This is a genomic window from Bradyrhizobium ingae (assembly GCF_055791185.1).
The window spans coordinates 31,400-54,112 of record NZ_JBVUBB010000014.1 but is presented as its reverse complement, the minus strand read 5'-3'; the positions used below and the strand labels follow the sequence as shown (position 1 = coordinate 54,112).

Sequence of the window (22,713 nt, the reverse complement as noted above, 5' to 3'; positions counted from 1 at the left end):
GCGACAGAGGCAATCAGAAGATCTTCCACCAGTTTTGGCTGGCTTCAACGCTGATCGCATGCGCCGTCAATTTCACCAAAATCGTGTTGTCTCGGTCGGGTTTGATTTCGGCCGTCGATCGCCATTGCGCATCGTTACCCAGTCGGAAACCGGCGATCACGCCGATATAGCGAGTGTCAATGGGCGTGTTGCGTTCGAAATCGTATTTCTCGCCAGGCTTGAGTTCAGTCTCGCGCTTAGCCACCAGGTCGGGCCCGAGGCGTTTGGCGTCGTTGTCGAACAGCTCGAAGAACTGCGCCCGGTCGAAATTGGTCGTCGACTTCAGCTCGTAAATGCGTACGACAACAGGCGACGGCTCACCGCGCGCGTTCTGATTGACGAGCGGATCGGTCTGGATCACGAATTTGATCGGCGTTGTCTTCAGGCTCTTATCGATCGAACAGCTGGCTCCTACGGCGGCTATCAGCAATGCTCCGCTCACGAGAGATAACCTCTGAAGCTTGTACGGCGACACCATCATGGAGCTTTCCGCTCGCTTGGGCCAAGTGCCGAGAGCCGCGAGTCGTAGACTCTCGCAAACTCTTCTGCGGTATAGGTGCGCACAGCCCGATCAACGTCATTGACCATCGATGCATGCAGCTCGACAAACCGGTCCCACAGCTTGGCCTTGTTGATGCGGGTACCAAAGAGCCCTTTCCGGGCGCCATCACTCTCGATCCGTTGCGGGCTCATATGTGTCAGGACATTGGTAACTCCCGCGCGCATGGCCGCTATGGCGGCGACCTCATGCGCCTTGATGTCGTAGAACCCTTCACGGACTGATTGGGAAAGCGGGAGAAAAGCGTGATGCTTCGCAAGCGCCTCGCGCAGCGCGCTATGACCGCTTTTCATGAACTTGAATGCATTGTTGTCGCCAGCGCGTGCCCGTGCTGGCTCAATCTGGAGTTCGCCTTTGACTATGGTCCAAGCAGCCAGAATCGATTGCAGGCCGTTGGCCATTTCCACGATCGCGCGCCCGACTTCAGCGAGGACCTCCCGGCGCTGCGCCGACGGCAGACACCCCGGATCGACCCCCAGTGCGTTCCAGAATTCCTGGAGTTCACCTGATTCTGCCGACACCCCTGCGGGGGAAAGCGAGGCTGCAATGGGCATCGCGTCGTGAACCTGCAAAGCGTCGATCGGCCTCCGCGCAGCCCGCTCATTCTTGACCGCCGCCCCGTCAAGCCTGCGCTCTCCGCGACGAACGTCCGATGCACCGGGAGCGCTCAATGGCCCGCAATCGGCGGAAGCGCGACTGATCGGATTGGGCGCCACCTGAAACGGGGCGCTTGGTGCGTCGAGGCGCCAATTCGTCGCTCGTGACGATGCGGGTGGCGCCACTCCGAACGAGCTAACCCCCGGCAACAGATCGCCAATTTCAAGGCCCTCTGGAACGATCGGTGCAGGACGGCCGGTCGATTGTGCGGCCGAGCTTTCCTTGAATAGTGTAGGCGGCCCACGCAATGGCTCGTCAAATGAGGTCTCAGCCTGCGGCAACGGAAGAGGAGGTTCGCGCAGTCGCACATGCGAGGGCGGCATCTTCGTGTCAACCGCGCTTGAGCATCGGGCCATCTGAGACAAGTCCGCCAGCAGATCCAGCTCGGCTGATCCCTCGTCCTTGCCGGGAACCTCGTCTTCAAGAAGACACAAGAGATCACGCACCTGTGGTGAAACGACCGCCTGTCGCGTCTCTTGCGCAGCTGAAGGGTAGGACGACTGGCACCCGTCGATCGCGGTTAACGGATCGAGTGGAAGATCTGCATGCCTGCCCAACAGCCCGGCAGCCGTAGGGGGCACATCAGGCAACTCCTCACCGAGCGAAGGCGACGGCACGGCCGGCGTTGCGCCACTGATGCGCACGGCGTTCGAGCTCGTTAAGCCGAGCTGCTTGCGTTTCTCGTCAGGATCGTACTCGATCATGACCGCGATGATGTAGCTGGCCATGTATAGTGTATCGCCATCGGCCAAAGGCGCCGTATTGCCACGCCCCAACGGCGCGTCGATCGTGTTGATGTAGACGCCGTTGGTGCTGGTGTCGGTGACGGAGAATCCGATACCGTTGAATGCGATCTGCGCATGGCGTGCCGATAGAGTATTGGTTGGATCCGGAAGCTGCCAGTTGCAGCCAAGTCCACGCCCGATAACGCCACCTTCCGGTCCGAACGTCTGTATTGCGTTTCGGCCCAGGGCTTGCGCGTTCTCTCCGATGATTCCGAGTATGAGATGCATCCCAGCCTTGTTCGACTTTGCTTTTCAGCGCGCCTTTCGTATGCGCCCACCAGACCGGACTTGTGCGAGGTGCCAACCGTAGCTACCTCCCTTGCACCTGTTCCTTGCACCACGTTGAGAGATCGATCGACCGATTCGCGCGCCCTGTCGCTTTTCGTGGACTCTCAGGCCGGTGAAGGAAGCAGTGATTTTTCCCTCTCAGGAGCGCGGCACATCGGTGCGAGAGAAGAAGAGCATCGCTCGTCCTGCGTGTCCGCCTGCATTCAAACCCCTCTCTCTTAGCGGCATCCTGCTAGCAACCGCCGTGCCAACGCTTCTCACTCTTCAAGCTACTGATTGGCATTTGAAAAATGGGGCGCTGCAAACAACGGCCGGTGTTCTGGACGTGACAGGGCGCTACGACTGTCAGATACTGGACAAGCGTCAACGTGGGGCTGAGCTCCGACACGACCCCTTCACTTGAACTTGCCGGTGTAGCCGATCCGTGCAGGCTCGGCAGAGGGCACTTGGGCAGTCGCTGGATGCCTGCGCATCTACCATCTGGCTTCGTCCTTTCAATCCATCAAAGACGAGGGCCTGAGAGAGGCGTGCGCGTCGGACCTCAATACGTCGAACCTGACGAATCAAGCGAAGACGATCACAAGAGAACTAAGCTCTCGGTCGCCGCGAAAGGGTCGACCAACGTCGTCCAGCCCAATTCTCCTCTACCCAGAACCCATTCCGGCATCTCTCCGGGCGCCAGTTCTAGCTTGAGGTCCCAGGCCAGCGGCTCGCGCAAGATGGCACTCATAAGACGGCAAAGGATGGCGTGGGTCTCGCGAGCCGGCAGCAGCGACAAAAACTGCTGCTTGCTGAGCGGACCGAGGCAAAGCCGAAATTTGCCCATTAGGTCCGGCATTGTTTCGCCAGCAAGAGTATCAAAGCCGAGCTGAACACCAGGGCTACCCAGACGCCACTGCGCTTCTGGCGGAATCTCGATTTCGCGCCAAATGAATTCTTCAACCCGGGCCGGAATGTCCAGATGGTTGGAAATGACGCCGGCTACGAGCGGTGCCGATCGGCTGGACAAGGCAAGCTGACCTGCATGAGGCAGCAACCGGGCCCGCCATTCCCGTTCATCGACTGTGTTTTCCGCGGGCATGAGCCCAAAAAGCGCACCGACCAACACCGATATCGCATCGGTTGCTCCCTCCTCGAACCGCAAATGGTGGCGATAGTACTTCCAAATTCGCAGCAGCAGGCTAATCAGACGGTGATTGAAAAAGTCAAAAAATTGGCCGAGCGCTCCAGTGCCGTCCCCGTGAATCACCCGTTCGGTGAACAAGGGGGGCAGCGGCGACGATGGGCCGTGCAGCCCCAGGAAATTGACAAACACTTCCAGCCGCTCGCCGACGGCCTTGACTTGCCTGATCTCCTCGATCTCATCGGCGGGAAAGCCGAGCATCGGCGCCGCGCGGAAGCGCACCGCCTCACGCGCAGGATCGTCGGTTGATCCGATTGGAGGAGCATCGCTGAAGCGCCGTTCAAGAAGAGCTGCGAGCGAGAAAAATCCGTAAGCCGCAAGCTCCTTGACATCGTCAGACGCAATCAGAACGGCGTGATCGTCCCGCTTCTCGCTGGCCATGTGTAGTGCGCGTTGCTCTCCGTGCCGCGGACCGAAAACCGGTGCAGAATGTTGATACCGGCGAAGGTCGCGAGGAAGGCGTCGAGTACCGAGCCGAACAGGAACAATTCGCCTTCACTGCCGATCTTGCTGTCAGCCACGGAGAGTTCGATGTTGCGCATCCGGATCGGGGCGCCGCGCACCACATGATCCGTATCGGTGGTCACGAACCGGTCGAGCCCCTCGAGCAGCAGCTCCAGGCGACGGCGCGCCTGAAGATCGTACACCGCACGGAAATCGTAACTGGAAATAACGGTCCGCAGCGTATCGATATTGACCATGGAGCCGTAATTGCGCGCCAAATTGGCCGTCAAGCGCCGCAACAGGCCGTCATTGATCGGTGGCGGCACCTCTGCAACGACCCCGGTAATGTTGGAGAAGGTGACGGAGCGAGGCGTGTCGGAAGAAGGCTGATCCACCGCACCAACCGGCAGCCGCTCGGCGATGGGGCCGTTGGAACAGGTCAATCGAAGCGAGGCGACATCGATCGGAGGATGTTGGGTGATGTCGAGTCGATCAACGAAACTCACGTAGTGATCGATGCCCCGGCCGATCACTGCGGGGCGAATGCGCTGGCGAAAGTAAGCTCGGTTGCGATCGGCCCCGGGCAGATCGTGGCGCAGCAGACCGAATGGCTCGAACTCGATACGTTCGGGATGTCCTTGCATATGGCCGGTCACGCGATCGACAGAACGGATGCTGAAGTTCGGTCCCCCCGACGAAAGCACACGGTATTCGGTTTTCTTCTGCTCCAGGCGGATCGGCGAAGCCTCGTGAGCGAAGACATTAATGGCTGGTGTGCAATTCAAGCGAATCTGATCCTTACTTAAGCGCAATTGCGCGGGGAACGGACGATGAAACTCGATGCTGAGCTTGCACTCGCTCTCCGTCTTGGTTCCGACCGGATCGAGACCGGACAATTCGACATAGAGGAACTTCGAGGGATAAGTCAGATATTCTTGAATGATCCGAAATCCTGAGAACCCGTTCGATGGCCAAGGCAAAACCGTCTCGTCATCGCCAAAACCGACTGGCGCGATTTGTGTTGGCCCAATTGCGGCAACGACCTGTTGATCCCCCACGGTGACCGTCGCTGCCGTGACGTGACGGCACAGCCAGGTCAATAGATAGCGACCTACCTGCGGCTCGCGCTCAGTCGAAAAGAAGAACCGGAGCCGGCCTTTCCGAAGACATGACAGGTTTTGCCGACCGGTTGCCTTGATAGCCAGGGTAAGGCGAGCCGAACTCGTCCGGTTCTCGAGCTCGATGTCATTGATCTCCAGCGGCAGAACGTCAATGGGATAGCAGGTGACAAACGCGCAACTGGTTCCCTCAATCGGACGCGAGCGGATGCTTGTGCCAGCAGGAACGTTCACGCTCACGGCGCTCGCCGACGGCTTCACGGCAAACGCCAGCGTCGTGATGGGCGGCAGGGGTTGGAGATATTGTGGCCACACCATCCGCAACAGGTCATGGACGATTTCTGGGAACTCGTCGTCGAGCTTCTGGCGTAGCCGCGCCACGAGGAAAGCGAAGCCTTCCAAGAGCCGCTCTACGTCCGGATCGGTCGCATCACGTCCGAGAAAGGGAGCGAGCTCGGGACTAGCCTGGGCGAAGTCGCGGCCAAGCTCGCGCAAGTAGGACAGTTCATCTTCGAAATACGGGTTGATGGCCACCGCTTCAGCCTCTCACGAGGACGCGCCTGTCGTCGCTCACGATCGTGTCGAACGAAACGAGCTCGACCTGGTCGTTATCGTGCACCATTGCCGTTACGTGGAACGTCAGCTGTAACGGCTTGTCAGGATCAGCATGAAAGCGGATCGAAACATTTTTCAATCGAGGTTCAAACGCCTCGATCTCCTGCTTGAGCATGCGAGCGACCGCGCGAACCGCGTCAACTCCCTGGCCGATCGCGTCGTTTAGATCTGGCAAGCCGTAGTCGGGTCGCGTCTCGCAGCAGCCCTGGCGCGAGTTAAAGATCCGACGCAGATTTTCCAGAATACTCGCTCGGAGACGGTCGAACGAAAAATGATGCTGCGACGACCGAACCATGGTCACGGTTGCTTCTTCCAAGCGCTCAATAAGGCTGCGGTCGAGCATCGACTGGCCACCCCTTTATTGCTTGTCGAGCCTGCCCTTTAGCGTCAAAGCAAAATCCGCGCCCATGTACTTCAGGTGCGGGACGACGGATATGCCGACGCGATACCAGCCCGGCTCACCTTCGACATCTTCGACGTCGATCTCAGCCTTACGCAAGGGACGGCGCGAGCGGACATCTGCCGACGGATTCTGCTGATCGGAAACATACTGGCGGATCCAGTTGTTGAGCTCGCTCTGCAGCTCTTCCCTGCTCTTCCACGAGCCGATGTTTTCACGCTGCAGCACCTTGATATAGTGTGCGAACCGGTTGATTATGAACATATAGGGCAGCTGGGTACCAAGCTTGTAGTTGAGCTCGGCTGCCTTCCCTTCCTGAGTATTGCCGAAATACTTCGGCTTCTGCACGGAATTGGCCGAGAAGAAAGCTGCGTTGTCCGAGCCCTTGCGCATGGTCAGGGCAATGAAGCCCTGTTCGGCAAGCTCGAACTCGCGCCGGTCCGAGATGAGCACCTCCGTAGGTACTTTACTTTGCAACTGCCCCATCGATTCAAATGTGTGCAGATTGAGGTCCTCCACCGCCCCACCTGACTGTGGGCCGATAATGTTTGGACACCAGCGGTACTTGGCGAAGCTTTCGGTCAGGCGGGTTGCGAAAGCAAAGGCGCCGTTGCCCCACAGATAGTTGTTTGTCTCGCCATCCGAAGCTTCCTGATAGTTGAAACTCTTTACTGGAACCGTCTCCGGTCCATAGGGCAAGCGCAGAAGGAACCGCGGTAGCGTCAAGCCGAAATAGCGAGCGTCCTCGCTTTCGCGGAACGAATTCCACTTGGCATATTTCGGCCCCTCGAATATCGATTGCAGGTCCTTGAGATTGGCGATCTCCTCATGTCTTTCGACGCCGAACATCTCAGGCTCGGCTGAGGCGACGACAGGCGAATGCGACATGGCCCCTACCGCGCTCATGTACCGCATGAGCTTAACGTCTTGGCTCGAACTGCCAAACTCGTAGGCCGATATCATGGCTGCGACGGGCTGGCCGCCAAACTGGCCAAACTCGGCTGTGTAGACGAGCTTATACAGACCGGACTTGACGATCTCCGGGCTGTCTTCGAAATCGGTCAGGAGATCGTCCTTGCTGACGCTAAGAAGTTCTATCCTAATGTTCTGACGGAAATCGGTTCGGTCGACCAAGAACTTGAGCCCGCGCCAGGCCGCCTCGAGCTTTTGGAACTCATCGGCATGCAGCACAGCGTCGAGCTGAGCCGACATCTTGCGATCGATCTCCGCGATCATCTGATCGATGAGCGCATTGTTGACCTTCCCATCGGCCCGCCCCGGTTTGATGAGCTCGGCAAGGAAAGCCGCGACACCCCGGCGGGCGAGGTCGTACCCCTCGTCGCGTGGTGTGATTTTGGTCTCGACGAGAACCTGATCAAGTAGCGAAAGCTCAGTCGTCATAGTGGTGACTTCGGCGGTTTGCTGCGCGTTTGAATCAGCCATGGTAGCGTCGCTCATGCTGCTTACTCCGGTTTGCTGGTGAGCTCGCCAAGTAGCCGCGGCCTAGCGCCGTCATCTTCGAGCAAGTTCTGGATGGCTTTACGGAAGTTCGGTACATTGCCGAGTGGGCTTTTTAGAGCGATCAGGGCCGCGCGCAATTCGGTCAACGCTCGAACTTCGGAGATTTGTTGCGCGACACGCTCGGGCTCAAAATCCTTCAGGCTCTCAAACTTCAGCGTTACTGACAGCTTGGCGGCCTCAGGCGATTCGTCGAGCTTGTTCTCAGCCAAAATGTCAAGGCTCAGTTCCTTACCTTTGACGACCTCGTTAAAGTTGTCCTTGTTGATATCGACGAGTTCTCTGTCCTCAATGGGACAATCATCGACCCGTCCGGTGAAGTCGCCCAAAACCATCAGCTTGAGCGGCAACTCGACATCCTCCTTGAGGTTGCCGGTTGCCGGCTTGAAGCGGATATTGACGCGCTCCTTCGGAGCGACCGAGCTTTCCTGTGACATACGAGCTCCCATTAATCCCTTGGGTTTGACGAACTCAGCCGCGACCGAGGCGGCTCGCCCGCGCGATGTCGATCCGTGCTGCTCGGGTACGGATCTGCTCCAGCGCGAGGCGACGGCGAGGCTCGTCGATCATCTGTTGCGACTCAGAATGGGTCATTGCGCGGAAGCGCAGTTCAGCAGCCTCAAGCGCAAGCGCGGGCTCCCAACTTTCCAGTTCGCGCTTAGCGACAACCCCTTCAATGTGTTCTAGCAGCGGGACGGCGGTCGTGACGAATCCTGTCTCGATGCAGAAACGTGCTTGCGCAAGCTGGCCGACGAAACGCGCTCGCTCGCAGATCGCGCCATCCAGCGCACGCGACAGCCTCTCCAGCGCCGCCTGCGGCTGCCCGCCGCCGATGAGCTTGTATGCATCGGCGACCGCTTCCTCAACGGGATCAGGGCCCGCCGTCGCGTCTATCACTGCTGCGGCCCAGGCACGCGTTTCGTCATCTGCAAACGGCCTGCCGTTGTTGAAATGACACTCCAAGATCCGCGGATAGCGTGTAACCAGCATGGTCACCGCTCCGCGTACCACCGTGGCCGCCGTCTCAAATGACAGCCCCATTTGCTCCAGCGCCTCGGCTGCATGCCGGTGAGCGTCGAGCCAGAACGGTCCCGTCCAGGCGATCTCTTCGGCCAAATTCACGACATCGGCGTGCTGACCGGCCACCACCTTTGCCTCTAACGCGACGATGCTATCGGCGGGCGGAAATATCTCGGTGCGCCCCCCCGAATCGGGCGGGAGCACGTCAAAACGCATCCACGAGCCGACGCGATTGAGCAGATAGGCCTTCGAGTTTGCCGGCGAGGCGAGGCGCATGGCGGCGGCTGCCTGCCGGAGCATATCCGGCAAACGCTCCGCAAAGTTGGCCCAGTCGCCATCGACGCCGCCCAGGACCGCCAGAGGTGGTAGCGCAGGTTGAGGCCCATCAGCCGGGGGCCCAGTTTTCGCCGGCGCGGCCGAGGTCTCCTCGGCAGCACCCACCGCGTCGGCCATGCGATCCGCGGCCTCGGCGGCCGTGCGTTTGGCTTCCTCGTAATGCGGCTTCAGCGCCCGGAAAAGCTCGCCCAAGGCAACGTGCTGGTTGGCCAATTTCTCGCCGAACTGGCGATCGAGATCTTCAAGCGCTTCATAGGCGGCAAGCACCGCCGGATAATCGGCTTCAGTCGCCGCAGTTTCGGCCACAGCCGGCCCAAGGCGACCAACGAGCCAATCGACCGCTCCAACCCGAGCACGTTCCCGCTTGATCGGGGGATAGAGTCCCTCCCAATGTACGTCCACCATGCCGCGCAAGATTTCTAATCCCACGGCAAGACCCTGATATCCCTCGATGCGAAAGAGACTATAGACAGCCCAACAGGCAATCAGAATGTCTTTTGACTTGTTCGCCAGAATATGAAGCGACAGCTTACAGACTTTCCGCCAATCGACCGCGGCTGGTCCGTCAGCATCCATACGCCGCACCTCGGCTTCGAGCTGCTCAAAGTCGGCCGCATCACGGACGTCAGCGCCAGCAGGCACGGCGCCCGGCACAGGCGCGGCGCCGTAGAGCGCGCGCGCATCGGAGGCGGCACGAACCGCTATGTCCGTGAGTTCGGTCACGGTGAAAAACTCGTGCGCGGACGCGCATCGAGGCGCATAGCGACTTTGGAGCGGTCGAATTCATACCCGCGGCGTCCGGTGAACTGAGAAGCGCTAATCTTGTAAGTCATCACTCCGACTCGGTATGGAGGCGATACTGGATGACATCCGTCCTTCAAGGCTCGTGCCAATTGCTGAGTGCTTGATTTGTAAGAATATCTGCTCAAGCTGACGTGTCGGGCCCGATAGCCTGTCGCAACTTCGACAGCCCGCAACAGAAACGCGTGATCTCTCCGGTCCTTGCCCAGAGGGGCTATTGAGCTCACTCGAGAATCCCTGCCTTCTGGTTTGCTACTGAAGCACTGATTCACGGCACCCATTGTGCAACTTAACGCGCATCGTGATCCAGGTCGACGGCGACAGCCATCGCGTTAACTTGACCAGCCGATCGGCTCGAGCAACCCGAAGGGTCCTACAATGCGAGGAACCTAAGGGCTTAGCGCCCGGGCCGACGCTCCAACGACTCGAGGGCTACCACGATCGGACATTAGAACAGCGACGACAGACCCGGCGGACAAATTGACAACCGATCGATACGTTTCTTTCGAATTCTGCCACTAACGATCCAGGCTTCATGATTGTCAGGACCATTCGCGACGACCTGCATCAACTCGACCGCGACATAACATTTTTGCGCCTCAGTCAACTACCAACGCTAGCAATTGATCTACATGACAGAAGCGTGTCACCTGTCGTTTGATGAACGTCGGTAGGTCCAACGTGACCTGCAAGGATTTCGACATGCAACATCAACCACAATATGTATTCGATAATGGACCTCGCCGATCGGCTGCTTCGTCGTCCGTAGAATTGCTGCGCGCTCTGGTCTGCTCCAATAGCGAGCTCTCGTTCCTCATGGAAGCGCATGACGGACTCTCCGGCGCGATCGCCAAGCGCGCAGGATTCAAAGGTCTCTGGGCGTCGGGCCTGTCGATTGCCACCTCTCTCGGCTACCGCGATGCCAACGAAGCTTCATGGAGCCAGTTCGTCGACGTAGTCGAGCGGATCGTGGACTCGACCGAGCTTCCTGTGCTCGTTGACGGCGACGGCGGCTTTGGGAACTTCAATAACGCCCGCCTCTTGGCGCGCAAGCTCCGTCAGCGTGGCGCAGCCGGCGTCGCGCTCGAAGACAGCTGTTTTCCGAAGATGAACTCATTTGTCGGCGAGCGGCATCCCCTCGCCGATGTCAATGAATTCTCCGGCCGTCTTCGGGCAGTGAAGGATACAGTTGGGAAAGACCTTGTCCTCGTGGCTCGAGTCGAGGCGTTGATCGCTGGCTTTGGAATGGACGAAGCGCTTTTGAGAGCTCACGCTTACGCCGCTGCTGGAGCAGACGCGATCCTCATTCACTCGCGAAAGAGCACCGCCGACGAAGTCCTCTCATTTGTAAGTGCCTGGCAGGACCGGCTGCCCGTCGTGATCGTTCCGACGAAATACTATCGAACACCGGTCTCTGCATATCGTGATGCTGGCATCTCAACCGTGATATGGGCCAATCACTCCATGCGAGCTGCGATAACGGCAATGCGGCATGTCTGCGGTCGCGTTAGCGCGGAGGAATGTACTGAAGCCATTGAGCCACACATCGCGACGCTCGACGAGGTGTTCGATTTGTTGAAGTACGACGAGCTCGCCCGCGCCGAAGCGCGATATCTTCGCCTCCCCTGACGCAAGGTTGTGCCGGATAAGTTCGCTCTTTGGAAGGAAGCTCGCGGGGCTGCCCGCCAAATCGGCAGGTGTTGTCATTGTTTCGACCGTAAAGTTCTAGATCTCAACCCGACGAAGCTCCAGAAACCGCCCCAATTAGCATTGGCCGTCCAGTGCGTCGACATACAGTAGGAAGCCTCGTCACTCGTGGCAGCGACCTTTTTTAATAATAGCATCTCCTCCAACGAGCGCCTGGCAGACTGAGAGAGAGAAATCGATGTTGGTCGCTGTTATCGGAGCCGGGATTATGGGCGCATCGCTCGTGCTTCATTTCGTCGAAAACGAAACGACGGTACTGTTATTTGATGGGGCCGTCCCCGGCACTGGAGCGACCAGATCAAGTTTTGCGTGCCTAAACTTCTTAGTCGGGGCGACATCAGAATACATGCAGTTCAGCTCAGAAGCCGTTGACTACCACGTGGAACTTGCACGCCACATTGGTCTGTCAGACGCCATTAGGGCAACTGGCACATTGCGTTGGTCAACCAAATCCGCACAAAACAAGAAGCTACTTCGTGCAGCCAGTATAGCCGAGGGACTAGAGGCTGTTAGGGACTGATTAACCATAGGTGTTGAGGTTTGCGGAATGTCGATTCCCCGCGAGCCTTATCCTTCTGACGTTTCCGATGACGAGTGGGCGCTTGTTGCGCCGTATCTGACACTTTTGCCCGAGGACGCCTCGCAGCGGACGCACGCGCTTCGCGAGGTGTTCAACGGCCTGCGCTATATCGTGAAGACCGGCGCGCCGTGGCGCTGGATGCCGAACGATTTGCCGCCGTGGGAGATCGTTTATCAACAGGCGCAGCGGTGGTTGCGCGCGGGTTGCTTTGAAGCCCTGGCCGAGGATCTGCGCGTCATCCTGCGCCTTGCGGCTGGACGACCCGCGCAGCCGACCGCCGCCATCATCGACAGTCGAACTCTGCGCTCGACGCCCGAGAGTGGAGCCCGCGGCGCCTACGACGGAGCCAAGCGCAAGAAAGGTTCGAAGCTGCATCTGGCGGTCGATACGCTCGGCCATCTTCTGGCGCTGCATGTCACGCCCGCCAACACCGACGATCGCGCCGAGATTGGCCGGATCGCCAAGACGATTCAGGCAGAGACTGGTCAGAGCGTTGAAGTCGCCTTCGTTCACCAGGGCTACACAGGCAACAAGCCTGCAACGGCGGCTGCAGAACACGGCATTGCCCTCGAGGTCATAAAGCTGTCGGAGGCCAAACGAGGCTTCGTGCTGCTCCCCAGGCGATGGGTCGTCGAACGATCCTTCGCGTGGGCCACACGCTTCCGAAGACTTGTCAAAGACTACGAGCGATGCGCTCAGACCCTCGCCGACCTCCACCTCATCGCCTTCGCATGCATCATGCTCAAAAAACGTCGCTAAACTCGCTGCTGGTTCCTAACAACCTCTAGGAAGGAGCATAGAGTACCTATCACGAAATGATGCATTGAGCCTTGAACCTAATCTGAACATCGTGGGGCCTCCCGAAGTTATTGTCCGGGTTCCTGAAGAGGGATGGCTCGATTCTGTTCGTTTCACAAAGCGCATGATAGACGCTGCCGTCGCTACCGGGCTCGCCCACTCGATCTTCGAAAGATGCACAAAGATAGAGCCCCTCAACCAAGGCGTCGTGGTCTGGACCAATCGTACTTGCTATCTTGTCGACGCAGTCGTGCTGGCCAGCGGCATCGGAATCAACTCCCTGCTTGAAGATCTCGAGTGCGCGCCATTGGTTCATGAGTCCCCCGAGTCGCTTACGCAGATACAGTATTTCGGCCCCCCGATCCAGCACGTCGTCTTTGCCAATCATGTTCACTTCCGGACAAATGGGCCTTCTTCTCTCATCATCGGCAATGCCGACGATCCCACAGGTGCCCGCGACTCCGGTGCAGAGGTCAAGGCTGCCGGACAAAATATCTCCTTAGTAGCGGGCGAGCTCAAAGAGCCCTCCTTTGGGAAATCCATTACCGCGCGGAGAGGAACCCGTCCCGTTCCCAAAGATGGCTACCCCATCGTCGGGCGCCTATCTGGTCAGGAGCAGATATTCATTGCGGTTAAGCACGCAGGCGTCACCATCGCTCCATATGTCGCACTACTGCTCACCAGGGAAATTGTAAGGGAAGCGTCATGTGAGCCGCTTGGCGCCTTTCGACCCGAGCGCTTCAATCCGCCCCCAGATCAAAACAGAATGTCAAGTATCCACTAGTTCCTGCCCATAGTCATTAAATCTATGTAAATGGGACTCTTGGGCGTATTCTGGCGCGGCGCGCGCCGCGCGCTAAGTCTTGCCACCTCATAGAAGCCTGATTGAAGAAACTGGTGTAGTTGTGGGCGCTAACGGGCGAGACGATATTCCTTCTCCGGCAGCGCATTGGCGGATAAACTCACGCCGCTGGCCAGAATGCCCCATTACCCATTCTCCAGGTTGACCATATCCGATGTCACCGCATGGCGCTCCAATTGCTGGTGAGTCGGCGGCGGCGCTGTCGACAACGGGTTGCGGCATGCCCTGCGCACCGACATACATACAAATAACAAGTCGAGACGTCCGTCGACCGCGAGCATCGTAAAAGCCGCACCCCCCACCCTCAATCCTGTAACGACTTACAAACCGTCTGGCTCGGGTCAACTACCAACGTTAGTAATTGATCTAATGACGGAAGCACGTCAAGCATATGACGGATGAGTATCGGGCTGGGCACCGACGTCAGCTGCAAGGAGGTCAGCATGCTACCTCACTCACAACTTCTTACCGACGGTCGTGATCGATGCGCGGGCTGCTCCTCGGTTCCAAGATATTGCATTCTCAGGCCTGCTCGAACCGCGTCCTCTCCTTACGCATGCAAGCGCATGAGTGGCTCCTCAGCGCGACGCAGATGAAGAGGTCGCCGATCTCGATGCATAGCTTAAGTGCTATCTAGCTACGACGCGCTAATCGAACGAAAGAGTGACATCCGCAGAAGCAGGTCGTGCACCGCCGCCGAAGCGATTGGGATCGCCCTAACAAACTCAACAATTGGCTCAGGAGAAGCGCACATGTTGGCGCAACGGATGTCCTTGCTTTCAGGTTCGGGCACGGCAGCCGCCCGTGAGGCAACTATGATAGCTGCCGCAACCGGCCGTAAAATCATCGATCTGGCGGCCGGCGAAGTCATTATCGAACCACCATCATCCGTACGCGTAGGAGCGATTGCCGCGATCAATGCCGGAACGAACCGCTACACCGATTCCATCGGTCTGACGCCACTTCGCAGGGCTGTCGCCAAAAAGCTATCGGCGGAGACAGGCATCGACTGGAGTACGGATAACATCGTTATCACTGCCGGTGCAAAACAAGGACTACTCGATGCGGCCTTAGCCATCCTCGATCCGGGTGACGAGGTCATCGTCATTCGTCCCTTCTGGCCGACATTCCCGTCTCAAGTTCTTCTCGCCGGCGCAAAGCCCGTGTTCGTTGATGCGCGCCCCCCGACATATATTCCAGATATCGTTGCAATTCGCGCCGCTGTCACACCGCTCACGAAAGCCATTATCATCAACTCGCCGAACAATCCGACCGGCGCAGTCTATGATCGAACGACTCTACAAGCTATTGGTGATCTTGCAATCAACTATCAGCTCTGGATCGTTTCCGACGAATCTTACTCCCGTTTCGTATTCACGGGTGAGCGCCATGAGTCGATTGTTATGGCGCACCCGCGCGTGCATTCACGGACGATCCTGGTCAACGCCTTCTCCAAGGAGCTGGCGGTCACCGGTTGGCGTCTGGGTTATTTCGCAGCCCCCTCGGAGATCGTTTCCGCAGCCAAGAAGCTGCAGAGCCATACGACCTCGAATGCCAGTGTAATCGCCCAACACGCGATCCTGCACCATCTTCAAGTCGGTGACGGCAGCTTTGAACGAAGGATGCACCATCGCCTATCCTCCGCTCGTAACGCGGGCCTTCTCATTCTGACTGGGCTGCATAACGTGGCCACGCCGGAGGCGAAAGGCTCATTCTTCTTTTATCTTGATCTGAGTAGGCTGATCTCCGCTCTGCCGGCTAGCGGCTCCCTTCGATCGACCGACGACGTTGCACGATTGCTCCTGGAGGAAAACGGCGTGGGATCCGTTGCCGGGAGAACCTTTGGCGACGTGAACGGGCTGCGGCTCTCGTTTGGCGCTCCCCCAGATCTATTGGAAGCGGGACTGAAACGCCTGGTCCAGTCCCTCAACAACTTGAAGGCCGGGCATGCGGCCTGAACCTCACCGGAGATTCTTAAATGCTCAATGGTACACGGGCCGTGATCCTTGCCGCAGGAATGGGCTCAAGGCTGCGCCCCCACACGGAATTCGTTCCGAAACCGCTTGTGGAGGTTAACGGCATCCCCATGCTGCACAACGCGCTTCATCAGTTGTCCGAGCTCGGAGTTCGCGAAGCAACGATCGTTGTGGGTTATCGCGAGGAAGCTATAGAACAGTCCTGCGGCCTTCGATTTGAAAATGTCGACATCGAGTATGTGCACAATCCCATCTTTGATCGGACCGGCAGCGCCTATTCCCTATGGCTAGCACGAGATACAATGCTTGCTGGCGACACTGTCTTCCTCGAAGGCGACGTATTTTTCGAGCGAGAAGTCCTCGAAAGAACACTTCGAACGGTCTCATCTACCAAGCAGAGCGTGGCGGCTGTAGCGGCATTCAAGGCAGCCATGAGTGGTTCCGCCGTCGAGCTTGCTGACGACGGTTCCGTCGTCACGTTCATCATGAACCAAGCGCCCGATGAGGCTCAGGCCAGGGGGCTCTTCAAGACCGTTAACCTGATGCGCGTTTCTGCAGAGACCTCGCGCGAACAGCTGGTGCCTGCGCTGCACCGGGCTGTGGAAAGCGGTCATCCTACAGCCTATGTTGAGCAGATCCTCGCGCTTCTTGTCGAGAAGCGCAAGCTACAGCTTTCAGCGGCGGATTGCAGCGATACCCGCTGGTTCGAGATCGATAGCGAAGATGATCTGCGCCTGGCGGAGCAGATCTTCGCACTGCCAATCGGCCGTTCACTTCCCCCGGCAAGTTCCATCTCGCTGACGGGAGCAAGCCGGTGATCGGGTATCTGCGTGACTATGCAAATTCCATCACCGCTCTCGCCTATCTGTTTGCTGTCATCGGGCTGTTCTTGGCCTTAAACCGCAAGATAGAGCTCGGCGTTGCGGCAATGCTCTGGACGTGGTCTCTGGATCATTGGGACGGGCACGTTGCGCGCAAAACGGGCCACCGTCGCCCTCGAGGCGTGCCCGAGTTCGGAAAGAGCTTCGATGGTTTCGCCGACTTCCTTCACGGTGTCATTTTCCCGGCTGCGGTGATTATGCTGATCAGTGACGGAACTGCCTTGTCGCTGATCGCGAGCTTGATTCTCATTTTAGCAGGCGCCATCAGGCTCAGCTATTTCGAAAATGTGGGGCTTACGCCGGACGCGCGATTTTACGGCATTCCGGTTTCGTACGACACACCACTTCTAGCTATTCTACTGCTTGCGCGCCCGCCACTACCAGCCGATCTCTTTCCAACGATTGTTGCGGCAGCCTTCATCATACTCGCACTGTTGCACGTAACCACAGCCATCCGCGTCCCTGCCATTCGTGGAAGAGCGGTGCCGATCGCGACTGCCATTGCAATAGCCGGTTCGTTCGCGCTTGCGCGCGCCGCGGGAATATCCGGCTAAGCAATCGTTGTAGATGGAGCGGACAATGCACGATCTCCCGAACGTTACAGAAGTTTCCCAGGACACAGCACCACTCATCGACTTCAGCCGGAATTTTCCCCCTCCGATTCCGGTTGTCCAAAATGCAATACAGGAGTCCTTTTCATACCTTACGAACACAAATGTTGCAGACGCCATTCGATTTCCCCGCTTTACCGGCACGGCTGAAGATCGAAAGGCCGCTGCCAACTGGCTTGCACGGCGAGTTAGGGGAACGCCGGATCCCGACCGAATAGTGCTCGCTAACGGCACGCAGAGCATCCTCGCTATGTTGGTAGCGTATTTTGTTAAACCGGGCGGCGTCCTCCTTACGGAGGCACTTACCTATCCAGCGATCAAACCGCTCTCGCGCCTGTTTGGAGTGACGTTGTTTGGCGTCTCGATTGACGCGGAGGGGATGGAGCCTGAAAGTCTTGATGAAGCGTGCACGGAGTTCAAAGGGAACGCACGTGCGCTATACTGCATGCCTACCCTTCACAATCCAACGTCGGCGATCATGAGCGAGGCGAGGCGGGACAAAATAGCAAAGATAGCGCGCCGTCATGATCTTTCGATTTTCGAAGACGACATTTATGGCGTTCTGCCGCAAAACGCCCCTCCCCCCCTCTCCACATTCGCACCTGAACGCAGTTGGTACATCTCGGGTCTCAGTAAATCCTTGGCCTGTCAGCTTCGGGCTGCCTACGTTGCGGGTCCAAGTCCATCGACGATACAGAAGGTGTTTTGGCCCGGGGTTAGAACGACGAATTGGATGATCGCACCTCTGGTAGCGGAAATTGCTACCCATTGGCTGTCGACCGGCTTAGCTGCTGAGATTCTAAATTCGGTGCGCGCCGAAACCCAAACCCGACGCAGTATCGCCGAGCAGGCGCTCCGCAGCGCATTCGAAATCGATCCAGCAAGTTACCACATTTGGATCAAACTGCCCGCCGGCCTCAAGCTCGCTGATTTCGTCCAAGCTTTGAAGCAACAAGGTGTTGTCGTCGGAGCCGGCGATTCCTTCGCTGTTGACTCCTCTCTGGGTGATACAAGATTTCGAATAGGTCTCGGGGTAGCCGCCAATGAGGACGAACTCCGTAAGGGTCTCACGATCGTAAGCGACGTTATCAACGCATAGCTTACGGAGATTCGGGAGCATTTCGATGAAAACCACCTTTCCGAATTTTGAAACCGCTTGGTCCGAATTCGCTGGCAAGGGCACAAACTACGACCGTTATAAGCCCAGCCATTCCACTGATGTCGCAAGCGTCATCATTGATCACGTCACCAGCAAGTCCCTCGACGGCGAGCCCAATATTGGTGATCTGAACACCGACATGACCGACGTTGCTTTCAAGTCGGCACACCTCGCGCCTGCAAATCACCCTCCGTATTGCGCCTGCTGAGCAGTTGCCAATGCCGGAAAGGTCTGCGTCTGCCATCGCGACCGCTGAGCGGCCCATCGGTATGATAGGCCCGCGCCTTACAACAAGGTTGCGCGCACGTCGCTTTCAGGCGGACTCTCGGTGCTCATTCACAATCGACACCGCTACTGGGACAGTCCCGCACTTTCCGAATGTCATGAGTAAGTCGAACAGTGCATTCCAGCGTGCCACCGGGGCCGATGCACTTTCACCACCTGAGCTAGAAACGTATCCAACGATCGATCTTGACAACGAACTCCGTGCCGACCCCAGGTTCGAAAACGTGAACATTCGGCATCGGATTTTGGATTTTGATATGAACGTTTCCGACTTCGTGGCGCCGTGCTTCTCTTCCCAGCCTCGCTCAACGATCCGCATCGACGATTGGCAAGCAAGCCGTTACCGAAAGGCTGACTGCACTAGTTGGGCGATATTCGTAGGACGGCCTACTGCGTCAGCCTCACGTGACCAAAGTGACATTTGCGACAAAACAATAATCGGAGTTCTCCAAAGATGAACACCGCGGTCTTAACGACAGATCTCGTCACGGATGGCTATCACTCCGGGCTTATCCGCGTTCCCATCTCAACAAACCGAAGTGCTTTCGGCTGGACTGCAATACCCGTGATCTCGATCAAGAATGGAAAGGGTCCTTGCGCATTATTGCTTGGCGGCTGCCATGGCGACGAGTACGAGGGCCAGATCGCACTTCGAGTGCTATCGCAGGAGCTAAAGAGCCGAGCGGTAAGTGGTCAAGTCATCGTTGTCCCCGGCTTGAACGGTCCCGCAGTCCGTGCGGGATCGCGCGTTTCCCCATTTGATGATGGGAATCTAAATATCGCTTTCCCTGGGTCACCAACCGGAAAGCCTACACAAATCCTCGCCCATTTTATCGAAACCGCCTTGCTACCCAGAGCTTCACTCGTTGTCGATACACACTCAGGAGGACACAACACCGAATATGCGTGCTGCGCGATGCTTCCACGCGTGCGCGAGACAACGCAGCGGGAAACGTTCGTTAAACTCGCCCGGATATTTGGAATGCCAATTACCTTCGTTCAAGACGAACAAGATCACAAGGCGGGAAGTCTCTTTGCCGCATGTGAACGTGCCGGAATTTCAGTCATAGCCGCAGAGCTTGGCGGAGGCTCGACCATCAACATTGATGCGCTGCGCATTCTAACGGACGGGATCTTACGAGTACTCGCCTATCTAGATATTCTACGAGAGCCGCCTCCGGAATGCGACAGGGAAACGATCTTTGTTCGACGTCTGCCGATCTCTGAAACTGTTTGTGCGCCGGAGTCCGGATTCTTCCAACCCGCGGTCAAACCAGGAGACGAGGTCTTGGCCGATCAACTTGCAGGGTGGATTCACAATATCGAGGCACCCTGGCGCTCACCAACCGAGATCCGGTTTTCTCGATCGGGCAAAATATTGTGCAGGCGTCTTCCTGTGCCGACGATGCAAGGTGATGGCCTGTTTAAGCTCGGAGTCGACTGGGCATAGACAGAGAAACTGGGTGAACCCGTCTGCTGTGTGGACCTTTGCCCGCTTGGAGCGGAAAGATCATCATCGGAGATCAAAGGATGTCAGTTGGAGCTATTAAGCAAACGGATTTCTCACCGTGCGCACGTCACTATAGCGCTCGGGTACCGTACTCTGGCCGGGTTGTCGAGAGCATCCGGCATATGACCGCGAAAGACAAAGAGCACCCTGTGGTTGTCGAACTTGCTGCCGGGACAGGGATACTTACCAAAGCGCTCGCTGACGCGGGCTCGTCGGGCTACGCAATCGAGCCGAACGCAGCAATGCGCGATGAAGCAATCCGGCTGGGGAACGGCACCGGGAGTTTCGATTTTCTGCTCAAACGAGCGGAAGCCACGGGCTTGCCGCAAGACTCGGTCGATTGGATCGTTATCGGAAATGGCTATCATCTTGTCGACACGGAGCAGACACTAAAGGAAGCCCTGCGATTGCTTCGTCGGCAGGGCCATTTTTCTGCGATCTGCCTGATGAACGACGTAACGACTGAAGGCATTCAAAGATCAACGCTTGAACTGTTTAGACGCTCGGTCCCGACACTACCAAATCTCGATGAAGTGGTCGAAGGCTTGATGATCGATCTCATCAACGATCCGCGCTTTGATAACAACTCTTATATGGAAAGTATCGACGCGATTGAAATGACGGCTCTTCGATACATTGAATTCTGGCGGTCCTCAAATTACGTCTCTGCTTTAGCCGGTAGTGATTTATGGGATAGATTGCTTTCTGAGCTAGTTGAGCTCGTTGGCCCCTGTTCCGTGACTACACGCTGGAGAACTCGAGCCTGGACGGTTCGGCTACGTGGGTAGTTCAAGACTTACGACATGGAACGTCTTTGCTCGTGTGCCATTACTGATGGGTCGACGAGTTCAGATATCGCTTTCTTTAAGCGCGAGGACGCTTGAACGAGTCGAAAGATGGACTGCGCGGTCTGCCGAGCACCGCTTTCGCCGACAAAGAAGAAATGATTTCCCGGAACATGTTCTGTCAGGGTATTGCCGACGCCAAGTACAATTTCGCAGAGTCTCTGCCAGTTCTCCGGATGCAACGCGCTAAAGTCGAATGACGGAGTCAGCCAATCAGCAAGAATTTTCTGCGTATTAAAGAACGTCCACCGCGCCTTATCGGCTAAGACATGCACGGCATCTCGAGGAGAATTTGGAACGATTGCGCCTACAATAGGCCACTCAGGGAAATTGAATGTGCCCATATCAGATGCCGCGTCAACCAAGGACTTATATAAGCGACCATCGGCGAACCTGTCACTTTCTCCGCGGATGGACACAGGTGTTTCCGTCAAAAACTCCTCTCTATACACTGACGCGGGAATAATTACCCTGCCTTCTTGAGCGTCTTGGAATCTCAAATCTTCTTCCCACAAATCCGCGTAGGTTCTAGCTCCGCTCTTCACAGGAGCGCCAAAATCTAAGTAGCCCGAACATCGAACATTGACAGTTGCGGGATCGAGAGGAGCCAAGCCAGGGATCGGCGGCGTTGCGGCAAGCGAAATAAAGGCCTCGAGTTGAAGCGATTTGGCGGAAAGCGCCATATTTAGAGATCTGGCAATTCGTCCACCCATGCTCCAGGCGCAGGCTATAACGTTTCGTCTCAACGCATAAGTCTCGATTACACGGTTTGCAGCGATCGCGGTTAGTTCGCCCCACTCCCTGATGGTCAAGTCGCCGGAGTCGCCCTGGCGATTTCCTTCATCTCTTGGATAGGAAACCGCGAGCATCCCATATCCCAAGGCTTCCAACCAATGCGCCAAAAAATCTGATGGCGTGGCTTGCGGGTAACCATGGGAAATTCGACCCAGATGCCCCGCACCGGGAACGAATATCACAAGCGGCTGGTGAGAAACTCGAGGGGCACGAAAATAGGTCAGAAGCCTGTGACGGCCAATTGCGATGAGTTCTTCACCTGGATAGAGACGAAATCTCGTTCCTTTTGCTCCCGAATAACTCACATCTTCCTCCAACGAATGTAAGCGAATAGCCCGCGCCGAAAGATGCTCGATCTGCGAGTGGCAGCTCGAGGTCGGCAAGATAAGAGATATCGATGCGGGAAGACTGATTTACGCGCAGCTAAGCCTCTTAGGTTGAGGCTCATATTCAAACGACGCCTCAATTCCATGCCGCTGAGCAAGCGTCTTTATCCCGGACTTAAGTTGATCTCGGATGCGCAACAAATCATCGTCGGATGGTTGTATGCTCTCCACAATTTTGCGATCAATGCTCCAGATGGCATCTTCAGGCAATGGGTCCGTGCCGTATCGCGGTATGATATTCCAATGTACGTGCGGAAAGTTATTCCCGAAGAACGCAACGTTCATTTTTCTCGCATTGAACGAAGTTTGTACCGCCTCCGTTACAATGGACATTTCGACCAGATGGCGCGCGGCAAAATGATGGGGTAGTTCGTGTAGTTCTTTCGCTAGATACTTGCTTGAAAAGAAAGAGTACCCACGAAAGTACTGGCGATCCTTGGCGAGACTTACGTATCCAGTACCGAGTTCTGCAACGAAACAACGCTCGTCAGCTCCATCGATATGCTTCATCGCCTCTTTGGCTGAGATCAGTGTCCCGGGCATTGCTATTTCCCT

At 57.0% G+C, this 22,713-nt stretch carries 21 protein-coding genes; 11 read left to right on the top strand and 10 right to left on the bottom strand.

Going from position 1 to position 22,713, the window contains the following annotated elements:
* Positions 1 to 13: 13 nt before the first annotated feature.
* The 8 genes from tssJ to tssA form a co-directional block, all read right to left on the bottom strand.
* Positions 14 to 520 carry a type VI secretion system lipoprotein TssJ gene (gene tssJ, locus ACV1FX_RS21035; protein WP_473119466.1) on the bottom strand — a complete coding sequence of 169 codons (507 nt, stop codon included), beginning with the start codon at positions 518 to 520 and terminating at the stop codon, positions 14 to 16.
* Positions 517 to 2,268 (bottom strand): type VI secretion system-associated FHA domain protein, encoded by a 1,752-nt coding sequence (locus ACV1FX_RS21030; protein ID WP_473119465.1) that lies wholly within the window; start codon positions 2,266 to 2,268, stop codon positions 517 to 519. Before ACV1FX_RS21030 ends, tssJ begins: the two co-directional genes overlap by 4 nt.
* 637 nt (positions 2,269 to 2,905) lie before the next feature.
* The gene (gene tssG / locus ACV1FX_RS21025; RefSeq protein WP_473119464.1) at positions 2,906 to 3,892 is read right to left on the bottom strand and encodes a type VI secretion system baseplate subunit TssG; all 987 of its coding nucleotides are present in this window, start codon (positions 3,890 to 3,892) and stop codon (positions 2,906 to 2,908) included.
* Positions 3,856 to 5,607: a type VI secretion system baseplate subunit TssF gene (gene tssF, locus ACV1FX_RS21020; RefSeq protein ID WP_473119463.1), complete on the bottom strand. Its 1,752-nt coding sequence runs from the start codon at positions 5,605 to 5,607 to the stop codon at positions 3,856 to 3,858. Before tssF ends, tssG begins: the two co-directional genes overlap by 37 nt.
* Positions 5,608 to 5,611: 4 nt before the next feature.
* Positions 5,612 to 6,031, bottom strand: coding sequence for a type VI secretion system baseplate subunit TssE (tssE, locus tag ACV1FX_RS21015; RefSeq protein WP_473119462.1), 420 nt, complete (start codon positions 6,029 to 6,031; stop codon positions 5,612 to 5,614).
* 15 nt (positions 6,032 to 6,046) lie between these two features.
* Positions 6,047 to 7,546 (bottom strand): type VI secretion system contractile sheath large subunit, encoded by a 1,500-nt coding sequence (gene tssC / locus ACV1FX_RS21010; protein ID WP_473119461.1) that lies wholly within the window; start codon positions 7,544 to 7,546, stop codon positions 6,047 to 6,049.
* Between the two features lie 5 nt (positions 7,547 to 7,551).
* Positions 7,552 to 8,043 (bottom strand): type VI secretion system contractile sheath small subunit, encoded by a 492-nt coding sequence (gene tssB, locus ACV1FX_RS21005; protein WP_473119460.1) that lies wholly within the window; start codon positions 8,041 to 8,043, stop codon positions 7,552 to 7,554.
* Between the two features lie 34 nt (positions 8,044 to 8,077).
* Positions 8,078 to 9,685 (bottom strand): type VI secretion system protein TssA, encoded by a 1,608-nt coding sequence (gene tssA, locus ACV1FX_RS21000; RefSeq protein ID WP_473119459.1) that lies wholly within the window; start codon positions 9,683 to 9,685, stop codon positions 8,078 to 8,080.
* Positions 9,686 to 10,534: 849 nt separating this feature from the next.
* On the opposite strand from tssA, the gene aepX reads away from it, so the two are divergent.
* The 11 genes from aepX to ACV1FX_RS20945 all read left to right on the top strand — a co-directional run bounded on the left by aepX (position 10,535) and on the right by ACV1FX_RS20945 (position 20,920).
* Positions 10,535 to 11,392: a phosphoenolpyruvate mutase gene (gene aepX / locus ACV1FX_RS20995; protein ID WP_473119545.1), complete on the top strand. Its 858-nt coding sequence runs from the start codon at positions 10,535 to 10,537 to the stop codon at positions 11,390 to 11,392.
* 256 nt (positions 11,393 to 11,648) lie between these two features.
* Entirely contained in the window at positions 11,649 to 11,990 is a 342-nt protein-coding gene (locus tag ACV1FX_RS20990; RefSeq protein ID WP_473119458.1) for an FAD-dependent oxidoreductase, read from the top strand.
* Between the two features lie 27 nt (positions 11,991 to 12,017).
* A complete protein-coding gene (locus tag ACV1FX_RS20985) occupies positions 12,018 to 12,809 on the top strand; it encodes an IS5 family transposase (RefSeq protein ID WP_473119457.1) in 792 nt (263 codons plus the stop codon).
* Positions 12,810 to 12,846: 37 nt separating this feature from the next.
* Positions 12,847 to 13,632 (top strand): NAD(P)/FAD-dependent oxidoreductase, encoded by a 786-nt coding sequence (locus ACV1FX_RS20980; protein ID WP_473119544.1) that lies wholly within the window; start codon positions 12,847 to 12,849, stop codon positions 13,630 to 13,632.
* A gap of 830 nt (positions 13,633 to 14,462) precedes the next feature.
* On the top strand, positions 14,463 to 15,668 hold the full coding sequence (locus ACV1FX_RS20975; RefSeq protein WP_473119456.1) for a pyridoxal phosphate-dependent aminotransferase: 1,206 nt from the start codon (positions 14,463 to 14,465) through the stop codon (positions 15,666 to 15,668).
* A 20-nt stretch (positions 15,669 to 15,688) separates the two neighbouring features.
* Positions 15,689 to 16,504 (top strand): phosphocholine cytidylyltransferase family protein, encoded by an 816-nt coding sequence (locus ACV1FX_RS20970; RefSeq protein WP_473119455.1) that lies wholly within the window; start codon positions 15,689 to 15,691, stop codon positions 16,502 to 16,504.
* Complete coding sequence (locus ACV1FX_RS20965; protein ID WP_473119454.1) at positions 16,501 to 17,121, top strand: CDP-alcohol phosphatidyltransferase family protein; 621 nt, start codon at positions 16,501 to 16,503, stop codon at positions 17,119 to 17,121. Before ACV1FX_RS20970 ends, ACV1FX_RS20965 begins: the two co-directional genes overlap by 4 nt.
* Before the next feature lie 25 nt (positions 17,122 to 17,146).
* Complete coding sequence (locus tag ACV1FX_RS20960; RefSeq protein WP_473119453.1) at positions 17,147 to 18,277, top strand: aminotransferase-like domain-containing protein; 1,131 nt, start codon at positions 17,147 to 17,149, stop codon at positions 18,275 to 18,277.
* Between the two features lie 25 nt (positions 18,278 to 18,302).
* Complete coding sequence (locus ACV1FX_RS20955; RefSeq protein ID WP_473119452.1) at positions 18,303 to 18,545, top strand: hypothetical protein; 243 nt, start codon at positions 18,303 to 18,305, stop codon at positions 18,543 to 18,545.
* A 531-nt stretch (positions 18,546 to 19,076) separates the two neighbouring features.
* Entirely contained in the window at positions 19,077 to 20,072 is a 996-nt protein-coding gene (locus ACV1FX_RS20950) for a succinylglutamate desuccinylase/aspartoacylase family protein (protein WP_473119451.1), read from the top strand.
* A gap of 182 nt (positions 20,073 to 20,254) precedes the next feature.
* Positions 20,255 to 20,920 carry a class I SAM-dependent methyltransferase gene (locus ACV1FX_RS20945; RefSeq protein WP_473119450.1) on the top strand — a complete coding sequence of 222 codons (666 nt, stop codon included), beginning with the start codon at positions 20,255 to 20,257 and terminating at the stop codon, positions 20,918 to 20,920.
* An 8-nt stretch (positions 20,921 to 20,928) separates the two neighbouring features.
* Here the strand turns inward: ACV1FX_RS20945 and ACV1FX_RS20940 are convergent, their stop codons facing one another.
* On the bottom strand, positions 20,929 to 22,077 hold the full coding sequence (locus tag ACV1FX_RS20940) for a lipase family protein (protein WP_473119449.1): 1,149 nt from the start codon (positions 22,075 to 22,077) through the stop codon (positions 20,929 to 20,931).
* A gap of 108 nt (positions 22,078 to 22,185) precedes the next feature.
* Positions 22,186 to 22,701, bottom strand: coding sequence for an HIT family protein (locus tag ACV1FX_RS20935; protein ID WP_473119448.1), 516 nt, complete (start codon positions 22,699 to 22,701; stop codon positions 22,186 to 22,188).
* Between the last annotated feature and the right edge of the window lie 12 nt (positions 22,702 to 22,713).